8 protein-coding genes are annotated in these 10257 nt (G+C 60.1%); 6 read left to right on the top strand and 2 right to left on the bottom strand.

Going from position 1 to position 10257, the window contains the following annotated elements; translation table 11 throughout:
- Positions 1-658 precede the first annotated feature (658 nt).
- Both VGY55_15640 and VGY55_15635 read left to right on the top strand, forming a co-directional pair.
- Positions 659-1168 (top strand): putative molybdenum carrier protein, encoded by a 510-nt coding sequence (locus VGY55_15640; protein HEV2971407.1) that lies wholly within the window; start codon positions 659-661, stop codon positions 1166-1168.
- A gap of 29 nt (positions 1169-1197) precedes the next feature.
- Positions 1198-3333 carry an alpha/beta fold hydrolase gene (locus tag VGY55_15635; GenBank protein ID HEV2971406.1) on the top strand — a complete coding sequence of 712 codons (2136 nt, stop codon included), beginning with the start codon at positions 1198-1200 and terminating at the stop codon, positions 3331-3333.
- A gap of 270 nt (positions 3334-3603) precedes the next feature.
- On the opposite strand, the gene VGY55_15630 is transcribed toward VGY55_15635, so the two are convergent.
- A complete protein-coding gene (locus VGY55_15630) occupies positions 3604-3771 on the bottom strand; it encodes a hypothetical protein (GenBank protein ID HEV2971405.1) in 168 nt (55 codons plus the stop codon).
- A 179-nt stretch (positions 3772-3950) separates the two neighbouring features.
- On the opposite strand from VGY55_15630, the gene VGY55_15625 reads away from it, so the two are divergent.
- The 3 genes from VGY55_15625 (at position 3951) to VGY55_15615 (ending at position 7524) form a co-directional block, all read left to right on the top strand.
- A complete protein-coding gene (locus VGY55_15625) occupies positions 3951-4511 on the top strand; it encodes a histidine phosphatase family protein (GenBank protein ID HEV2971404.1) in 561 nt (186 codons plus the stop codon).
- A 97-nt stretch (positions 4512-4608) separates the two neighbouring features.
- A complete protein-coding gene (locus VGY55_15620; protein HEV2971403.1) occupies positions 4609-5589 on the top strand; it encodes an alpha/beta hydrolase in 981 nt (326 codons plus the stop codon).
- A gap of 90 nt (positions 5590-5679) precedes the next feature.
- Positions 5680-7524, top strand: a complete 1845-nt coding sequence (locus tag VGY55_15615; GenBank protein HEV2971402.1) for a glycoside hydrolase family 15 protein — start codon at positions 5680-5682, stop codon at positions 7522-7524.
- 560 nt (positions 7525-8084) lie between these two features.
- Here VGY55_15615 and ppk2 read toward each other — a convergent pair.
- A complete protein-coding gene (gene ppk2 / locus VGY55_15610; GenBank protein HEV2971401.1) occupies positions 8085-8987 on the bottom strand; it encodes a polyphosphate kinase 2 in 903 nt (300 codons plus the stop codon).
- A 491-nt stretch (positions 8988-9478) separates the two neighbouring features.
- Here ppk2 and VGY55_15605 point away from each other — a divergent pair, with 491 nt between their 5' ends.
- The gene (locus VGY55_15605; protein HEV2971400.1) at positions 9479-9841 is read left to right on the top strand and encodes a hypothetical protein; all 363 of its coding nucleotides are present in this window, start codon (positions 9479-9481) and stop codon (positions 9839-9841) included.
- Positions 9842-10257 lie beyond the last annotated feature (416 nt).

Raw genomic sequence — 10257 nt, 5'->3', positions numbered from 1 at the left:
TCGCGATCATGGGTCGATCTCCAATTGAAAAAGAGAGACCGCCCCAGCCGGGGCGGTCGTAATGAAACAACCGCCCCGCACCGCGCGAGGCTACGAGAACGAACTCACGCTCTTCTTCACTTACGGTGCCAGCGCGAGCGGATCAGCCGCGCACTGGTTGCAACTCTTTGCAACGGCTTGCAACACTTTGCAAAGGTCGCCCGTTTCGGCGGTGGTCCCGGCGGCCCGTCCACGGCCGACGATCCCTTGGTAGGGCTCTGGAGGGCTCTCAGACGCGATGCGCCGCACGAAGCCACGAGAGGGCTGTCCGAGGCTCGAACGCGTTAGCAGCGATCCTAGGCGAGCGGCAGCCGGAGGGCTGAAATGCTAGCAATCCGGGCTACAGCGCGACCGTGAAGACGAGCGGGGCGAGTTAGCGGCTCACCAAGTCCACGAGGCCGGTGTTCAACGGGCCGTGCTCTGAGAACCGCTAAAGCCGTCTCATTTTTTTATGGAGCGGATTCGGGCAGAATGAATGTCCTTGGACCGGCCAAGTCTTTGAGTTGTATGACAATTTGTGCAGAGTGAGGGTGCAGTGATTGAAGACGCGGACTGCACACTGAATTTGCCATTGTTCTTGGCCGTAACCGGCGACCTTGCAATCCCGGAGAGCTGATAAATGTCATCTATCGCGGTCCGATCCGGCGGGCAGACGGGAGTCGATCGAGCGGCGCTCGACTTTGCTCAGCGTCACGGTCTGAGTTACGGGGGCTGGTGCCCACGCGGCGGCTGGGCCGAAGACTTTCTTGTGCCTCCCGGATTGCTGGCGGCCTATCCCCGACTAACCGAAACGCCCTCGGACTCACCCGAGCAGCGTACTGCCTGGAACGTGCGCGATAGCCACGCCACGTTGATCCTCGTCCGCGGCGATGAGCTAAACCGATCGCCAGGGACCATGTTTACCAAGCAAACGGCAGACGTGGTGTTCCTTCGCCCTTGTTTGGCAGTCGATCTTCTGCAATCCGACTCTGTCGAGCGCGCCTGCGAGTGGCTGGCGCGGATCGTCAACGCGCCGGCCGACTCAGAGTCGCAGCTCCACATTGCCGGGCCGCGGGAATCGGAGGCTCCGGGGATCTATGCCCGAGAACGTGCGTTTATTGCGGAGCTGATTGCCTGCGAGTACATTTGATCGCACATCGCCCGAAGCGCGCCGCCATTATGTCGATAGCGATCATCACCACGTTGTTGAGCATGGCCGTAGCGATCTCCTCACCTTCGACACCGCGCCACGACGTGATCGACACGTATCACGGCGTCACGATCGTCGATCCGTACCGCTGGCTCGAAGACTCATCCGCCGACGAAGTGCGCCGCTGGAGCGACGCCCAGAACGCCCACGCGCGAGCCTTTCTCGACAAGCTGCCCGACGTGCCGGCCATCCGGTCCCGAGTTTCGGAAATCATGCTGGCCAAGACCTATAGCTATAGCTCGCTCAAGTACGTAAAGGGCAAGCTGTTTGCCATCAAGCGTCAGCCCCCGAAACAGCAGCCGTTCCTACTGGTGATGAATTGGCCGGGCGATCCAGCAACGTCCAAAGTGCTGGTCGATCCGAATGAACTCGATTCACATGGCGGCACGGCGATCGACTGGTACGTGCCCAGCCCCGACGGGAACCTCATGGCCGTGTCGCTCTCGAAATGGGGCAGCGAGGCGGGCGATGTCCACCTGTTCGACGCCAAGACCGGACACGATACGGGTGAGGTTGTTCCTCGTGCCAACGGCGGCACCGCTGGCGGCGATTTGAGCTGGGCCGCCGACAGCGCAGGGTTCTTCTACTCTCGCTATCCCCGCCACGGCGAGCGCCCTGATGCAGACCTCGACTTCTTCACGCAAGTCTATTTCCACAAGCTGGGCACGCCGACTCAAGACGACCGCTACGAAATCGGAAAAGAGTTTCCGCGAATCGCCGAGATCAAACTTGCAACGGCCAAGTCCGGGCACGTGCTCGTGACGATGCAAAACGGCGATGGTGGCGAGTTTGAACTTCACTTGCGATCCCCAAACGGAACTTGGACGCAGCTCAGCCGGATCCCTGATCAGATCGTGGCCGGAGTCTTCGTGCCAAAGGACAAGCTGTTCCTGATTTCACGAAAGGGCGCACCGCGCGGCGAGTTGCTGCGGCTATCGCTGACCACACCGACGCTGTCGGCCGCCCAGAAGATCATCCCCGAGGGCAAAGATGCGATCGTGAGTCACTTTGGCAGTCCCGATACGTTTGCAGCCACGGACACGCTCTTGTACGTCGAGTATCAAACGGGCGGGCCGTCGGAGATTCGCGTCTTCGATCACGCTGGCCGTCCCCAGTCAGCGCCGCGGCAATTGGAGGTGTCGAGCGTTGGCGGCATGGCGCCCCTCGACGGAGATGAATTGCTCTTCAGCAATGTGTCGTTCGTCGAGCCGCCGGCCTTTTATCATTACCAGCCGCAGACAGGCAAAACCGAAAAGACCGCCCTGGCGACGCCTTCGCCGGTTGAGTTCAACGACGTGCAGGTCGTGCGCGAGTTTGCCACGTCCAAGGACGGCACCCGGATCCCGTTGAGCATCATGCTGCCCAAGTCGGCCAAGCGCGATGGCTCGAATCCTTGTTTGGTGACCGGCTACGGCGGTTATGGAATCAGTCTCGCGCCGAGTTTCCGTCCGAACAGTCGAGTCTTGTTTGACCAAGGGTTCATCAGCGTCGTGGCGAATCTTCGTGGGGGCGGTGAGTTCGGCGAAGCTTGGCATTTGTCGGGCAGCCTGACCAAGAAGCAAAACGTGTTCGATGATTTCGCCGCGGTACTGCAACACTTGATCGCCCGTGGTTACACCTCGCCCGAGCATTTGGCGATCATCGGCGGCAGCAACGGCGGCCTGTTGATGGGGGCCATGCTCACGCAGCATCCGGAGCTGGTCAAGGCCGTGGTCTCGTCGGTCGGCATTTACGATATGCTGCGCGTCGAGCTGTCCCCCAACGGAGCATTCAACGTTCCGGAGTTCGGCACAGTCAAGGACGCAGACCAGTTTCGGGCGCTCTCGGCCTATTCTCCATACCACCATGTTCTCGCAGGCGCGAAGTACCCGGCGATCCTCATGCTTACTGGCGCCAACGATCCGCGGGTCGATCCGATGCAGTCGCGCAAGATGATCGCCCGGCTGCAATCGGCGAACACGTCGGCGGCGCCGATCCTGCTGCGCACCAGCGCCAACACTGGCCACGGAATGGGCACGCCGTTGACCGAGCAGATCGACGAGCAGGTGGACATCTACGCATTCTTGTTCGACCAGTTGGGGATCAAATTCCGTCGCGGGGAATAGTGGCCAGGTTCGGCGCGAACGGGATGTTCCTAGTAAACTTGTCCAGTCGTGTCCCTTCCTGTCCGATTTGGCATTTGAGGGCCGTGGCATCGTCCAGATTTCGCTAAAGGCGAAGGGCGACTCCAAGCTCGGCGAACGCGATCGCAACGTTTCTCCGGCCCTGCTGGAGTTCTGTTCGGCCCGGCGAACGCTCTACTTGTCATGCAGGCGGCTCGTTTGGCAAAGTGCCGGTCCGGCTTGGTCTTGATCCGCAGATCGCCCAGAACTGAGTCAAGACCCGATCGAAGCCACGGCCCGCTTGTCAGTGGAACACCCATCGTCGACCTGGGCTGCTTGCGGATCGACGCCATTTCCCTGACCGGGGCTGCCGATGAGCGCCGCTTGCTCTTCAACCCGACGAAACTGAGAGACGGCTGCCGATTCGGCGGCAAGCGGCACAACTATGATATGTGTGATTTTCCAAATTCCGTAATTCAGACGCTTGCAACTGCGATTTCGCTTTGACTATACTCCTCGTCACGACCCCGTTCATCGGGCCGGTTCAGGTCCCCTGCGACGGTCTTGTCTTGCCGATGGAAGGTGCCGTTGTTTGCCGAGAATGTAGGAAAGGGGTCGCTATGCGCCATTTGATCCTCGGCTGCGCGATACTGCTCGCGCCTGCGTGCGAGGCGCTGGCGCAACCGGCGGAAGTGATCATCATCCGCCACGCGGAGAAGCCGCAAGCAGGAAATGAGCTTTCGCTTAAGGGCCAGGAACGGGCCGCGGCCTTGGTGCCCTATTTTCGCGGGACGCCCGAGGTGCTGGAGTACAAGACGCTGGTGGCGATCTACGCCCAAGCCGCCAAGAAAGAAACCTCATCCGTACGATCGTTTGAAACAGCCAAACCCCTGGCCGACGCGCTGAACCTAACGATCAATCAGAGATTCACGCGCGATGAATTCCAGCAGATGGTCAAAGAGATCATGGATAACCATGACTACGACGGCCACACGGTGCTGATCTGCTGGGAGCACAAGGTGATCCCGAGGATGGCTGGGGCCTTTGGAGTGGAAGACGCGCCGACCAAATGGCCCGACCAGGAGTTCGATCGAACATGGGTCATCACGTTCAAAGAGGGCGAGAAGCCGCGGTTCAAGAATCTGCCTCAGAAGTTGATGTATGGCGACGCGGATAAATGATCGCTCGCTCGGCTGCTGAATGGAAATGGCAGTGCGGATCGCGGTGTGCCGGCAATGCACAATTCGCAGAAATGATCGGCGCAGCGGAGCCGCAGCAATGCCCAAGTATTGGATGATTACGGACCGCAATGTGGCCGGGGATGAATTTGGCGGCCGGGTGGCCGGATTGAGCTATTGGACCGCCGATAGCGACGACGTTGATATATTCGCCAACTGGACCCGAGCGCGGCCCGATGCTTTTCAGAAGCAGTTGGTTGCTGCGACCGCCGGATTTCCGCTAATCACCGATCCCAACCGCTATGACGATCAGCAGCACGTCACGTTGTTCGTGCATGGCTACAACAATGGTTGGCAGGATGCAGCGCGGACCTATCGCAAGATTTGCAACTCTCTGTTCGCCGGCGACAGCTCGCTCGGTTTGTGCGTGTTGTTCACCTGGCCTTCGGCCGGCTCTCCCGCCGATTATCTGCCGGACCGCAGCGAAGCTCGCGAAGCCGCGCCGGATCTGGCGGACGTCCTCTCGGAGCTGTACGACTGGCTGCAGAAGAAGCAGGCCGATGCGGTGAAATCTCCCGACAAAGCCTGTCGAGCCAAGACGTCGCTCATCGCCCACAGCATGGGGAATTACGTCCTGGAAAAGGCGATGCAAAGCGCTTGGACCAGGAAGAATCGCCCGTTGCTGGTCAGCTTGCTCAGCCAGTTGCTGATGGTTGCGGCCGACGTGGACAACGATCTGTTCAAGAGCGGCGAGACGGTCGATGGCAGCGACGGCGACGCGATCGCGAACTTGACGTATCGGGTGTCGGTTCTTTATTCCGGCCGGGACGCAGTGCTGGGCGCTTCGGCTGGCCTGAAGCATTTTGGCAAACGGCGGCTGGGCCGCAGCGGACTCGACCCGAACGTCACGGCGCCCGATAACGTCTGCGAATTCGATTGCACCGCTCTGCTTCCGGAATCGGCAACCGAAGTTCATTCGGCCTATTTCGATGAGCCGAAGACGATCGACCTGATGCGGGGAATCTTGCGCGGGACCGATCGCAAGTTGCTCGCGGCGCAGTTTCACGTCGATCATGGATAACCCCTCGCTAATATCCGGGAATGGCCAACTCGATCCGAAGCCGTTTGCCCGGCTGCCTGTTTGTCGAATCAACGTTAAAGGAGGTCGGGAATGATCCCAAGCCCCACAGCGAGTTCTCGAATCTTGAAGGCCGGCTGGCATTTCGTCGTCGCCATCCTCGTCTTGGTGGCGCTGTCTTCCCGGCAGCCAACGAGGGCCGCCGACTTGGAGCAGTGGCTCCAGACAGAAAAAGCCGTCGCGACGCAACAGCTCATCGGAAACGTCCTCAGCAATGGCGCGGTGATCGCTTCGCCCTCGACCGCCAACCCGAATTATTACTTTCACTGGGTGCGGGATGGGGCATTGGCGATGGACACGGTCATCTCCCTTTACACCCAGAGTTCCGACGCCGCGGAGCGCCAGCGTTACTGGGCGCTGCTGACGGCCTATCTCGATTTCTCGCTCCAGAATCAGGTCACGAACAATCCGCGGTCGGAACCTGGTCGGGGGCTGGGCGAGCCGAAATTCAACACGGACGGTTCCGCGTTCACCGACGATTGGGGTCGGCCTCAAGACGATGGTCCGGCGCTGCGGGCCATGGCCTTCACCCGATTGGCCAACTATCTGCTGGACAACGGAGACACGGCTCAATTGGGTCTGGTCAAGACGAAGCTCTATGATTCGACTCTGCCGACCAATTCGGTTATCAAACGAGACCTGGAATACGTGTCTCACAATTGGCCCAACACCTGCTTCGACCCGTGGGAAGAAGTCAGGGGCCACCATTTCTACACGAGAATGGTCGAGCGCCGCGCGCTGATCGAGGGTGCGGCGCTGGCCCGGCGGCTGAACGATGGAGGGGCTGCCGATTGGTACAGCGCCCAGGCCAGCGCCTTGGAACCGGCCTTGCGCGGGCACTGGGACCAGGTAAACGGGATCATCCGCGTCACGCTGGATCGCGACGGCGGTTTGAGCTACAAGGCCAGCAACCTCGACGCGGCCGTCGTCCTGGCGGTCCTCCACGCTAATCGCCAAGGGGACGACTTCTTCTCGCCGACTGACGACATGGTTTCTGCAACGGCCGCAAGCCTGTCCTCGACATTTGACAATTTGTTTCCGATCAACCAGGCGAAACAAGATTTCGACGGCGCTCCGCTCGGGACCGCAATCGGCCGGTATCCGGAAGACTGCTACAGCGGGCAAGCCGGCACCAACGTCGGCAACGCCTGGGTGTTGTGCACGGCGGGCATGGCGGAATTGTACTATCGGGCCGCCAGCGAATGGACGGTCAAGGGCCAGATCGCCGTTACGGACCGGAATAAGGGCTTCTTCTTGTCACTGGATCCAAGCCGATTTCAGAGCCTGCAGCCGGGCCAATTCCTGATCAACAACGACCCGGCATTCCAAGATGTGATCGCCGCGCTGCGCTCCGCTGGCGACCGGCAACTGCGGCGGGTCAAATACCACGCTTTCCTGGACGGGTCGCTCTCCGAGCAGATGAATCGACAAACCGGGTTTATGCAAAGCGCTAGAGACCTTACATGGAATTACGCGAGCATCCTCACGGTGCTGGGTCAGCGCACGGCAATTCCACCAACGGCCCTGGTAAACGGGAGTTCAAACGGTCTCGCTGCAGCCGGCAGTCCGGCGCCACGCGCGGCTGTCGGCATCGCAGCCATCCCGATCAATCGCATCGCTTTGGTCCCGATGACGAGACTTAACCGGGGAGGAATCCCGATCCCAAGCATCCCTGTAAAGACTGAAGCCGCTTTCGCGCCGCGGCCGGTGCAGGGGCACTCGGTAACGGGCGCCGAGACGGAACCGTCCCAGGATTTGGCCGCGCTCCGTAAAGCCATTGAAGAACTATCCGAGGAAGTCCGCGCACTGCGCGCTGAACGAGGAGGCAATGCGCCACCGCAAGGGACCGACCATCGGACAAAGGAACCCGCCCGGTAACAGATCGCTTCACCGGTGACTGGACTGGCGGTGATTCCGTTTGTGAGCCTCGGCCCGTGTAAGCATTCTGCCTTCCCCGCGGCCGGCGATGCTGCGGCCCCGTCAGAATCCCTTGCTCCGGCTGCCGGCGGTCCTATCGAGCCGCCCGCGTCCGGCCGCGTCAACCGTGGGTCTGAGAATCCCGCCCGACGATGCGTTGGCCAAAGGGCGACCGGGATCGCGGCTGCTCCTTCCGTTCGGCTCACTGGGCGCATGAAAAAAGCCCCGCCACGGTCAAGTTGGCTCCGTCAAGAATGTCGCCGTGCCCGAGCGGCCAGGATCGTGCCTCTCACGTCTGGCCGCAGTGAGCGCAAAAGAAAACGGCCCGGCGGTTAAGCCGAGCCGCGAATAATTCAAATGCCGTCCCTGGCGACCACCATCTCACTCTCGATATCGGATTTCCACTCTGCCCCGCTCGAAGTTAAAAGATTCAGGTCGCACAATCGACCGTTTCTGCACGACCGGACCACCGGTCGGCCGGGGCCAAAGCCGCAGGTTGTCTTTTCGCCCTCCGAATGACGTTACCAAATCTCGGGAACGAAGGACTGGTCCTCGATCGGAGGGCGCACATAGTCTTCGGGCATTGCCGGACGTGGCGGCAGTTCAGCCGGGGTCGGCGTCAGGTCTTGATAGGGAATCACGCTCAGCAAGTGCGAGATACAGTTCAATCGCGCGCACTTCTTGCTGTCGGCCTTGACTACACGCCACGGGGCTTGCTTCGTGTCGCAGTGAGTGAACATCGTGTCTTTGGCGCGTGAATAGTCGACCCACCTAGAACGAGATTCGACGTCCATGGGGCTGAGCTTCCAGCTGCGCGTCGGGTCATCCATACGTTTCTGGAAGCGGCGTTCCTGCTCCTCGTCGCTCACGGAGAACCAATACTTGATCAAAATGATTCCGGCGCGGATCAGCATCTCCTCAAACTCGGGACAGCTCCGTAAGAACTCGTGATATTCAGCGTCGCTGCAAAAGCCCATGACACGCTCCACGCCGGCACGGTTGTACCAACTGCGATCGAACAGCACGATCTCGCCGGCCGTCGGCAAGTGAGCCACGTAGCGCTGAAAATACCAACTCTTCTTTTCGCGCTCCGTGGGCGTGCCCAGTGCAACCACGCGACAGATGCGCGGATTCAGGCTCTCGGTGATCCGCTTGATCACTCCTCCCTTACCGGCTGCATCCCTTCCCTCAAAGATGACCACGACTTTCAGGCCTTCATGCTTAATCCACTCCTGTAGCTTGACCAGCTCGATCTGCAAGCGGGCCAATTCTTCAACGAAGACCGCATCGTCGATCTTGTGCCGCTTAGCTTTCACATCGCCGTGATTTTGAATGTCGTTCGAGCCGCAATTGGCTGCGCCGTTGAGTGAATCCCCGGCCTGTTCGCGGTGCTTGTGTTTTCTTTTGTGTTTTTTGGTTTTCATGTCCTAGTCGTCTTTGCAATCTTGCTGACCAAGCCGGTGCTCCGCCGTCTGGTTCGGCGAACAAACGCCAGAAACCGTCAAACATAGCAAAGCATACGCCCTTTCCCGCGGATTTTTCGTGGTGATCAGCCAACGACCGGATAACGGCCGATAATTCGGGCCAAACAGCGTCGAGACTTTGGCCGACTGAAGGCCAGCCAAGCGGCCTCCGCTCTATTCTTTGGCATCGGCTGCAAATCTCATGCACAGTTCAGCGGCCTGCGGCGAGAAACTTCTGGTGCTGGTTTCTCGCAGGAGGGCGTCGGAAACAGTGGCGTGCGGGTTTCTGCCTCATGAAGTCCATGTCGATCAGCAGTGCAAGAGCTTGCGGCAACCGTGGGACTTGAGAATCCCGCCCGCCGACGCGTTGGCCGAGTGCCAGAGGGAGGCCAGGATCGCTTGGCCCCGCGTATCCCTTGCTCCGGCTGCCCGCGGCGACAGATAATTCGGCCATGCAAAACGAGCTGCCCAAAGCTGAGCCACCGAAGCGCCGCCGGTCTCAATTCGGCCTGCAGGCGCTGCTGGTTGGAGTCGTGTTTCTGTCCCTGCTCTGCGCCTATGTAGGCTGGCAGGCAAAGATCGTGCGGAAGAGGCGCGCCGAATTGAGTCGCGTGGTCGATACGCGGCTGGTCGGAATCGACGACACCGATGAAGAGGGCATCATCCCGTGGATTCGTCGCGTTCTCGGAGATGAACGAGTTTGGTCGATCAAGATGCTGGTCGGAACGGACGCGGCCGAACTTGACCGCCTCAGGGTTCTCTTTCCAGAGGCGAAGGTCGAAGTCTGGACGCCGGCCGGTTCTTCAATCCGATGACCCAGCAACAGAATCCTACGACACTTCCGGCCCCGCGTAATGCTGACTGCCTCGGTCGATCGGGACCGGCGCGCCGCCGTTACCGGTGGATCGCTTCGTCGATTGCACCACCTACTCCATTCTCTTGCAATTGCGCGCCGGTCATTGGAAGATATATTATAGTAGTCTACCCGCGGCGGTATCCTTCGCTCGTTAACCGCCCCAAACCTCCTTCTCACCGGCTCTTCCGCTGTCTCTCAAGGATCGTCAGATGCTTCGACGTTACCGTTTGCCCCTTCTCGCACTATCGGTGGCAATTTGTCTCTGGTCCGCCGTCGCATCGGCCGAGGTTAGACTGCCGTCAGTGATCGGGAGCAACATGGTTTTGCAGGAAGGGGCGAATTTGCCGATCTGGGGCTGGGCCGAAACAGGCGAGA

Source organism: Pirellulales bacterium, from assembly GCA_035939775.1.
Classification (GTDB): Bacteria; Planctomycetota; Planctomycetia; order Pirellulales; family DATAWG01; genus DASZFO01.
The sequence above is the reverse complement of the archived record's forward strand: the minus strand, read 5'-3'. Positions and strand labels throughout refer to the sequence as shown.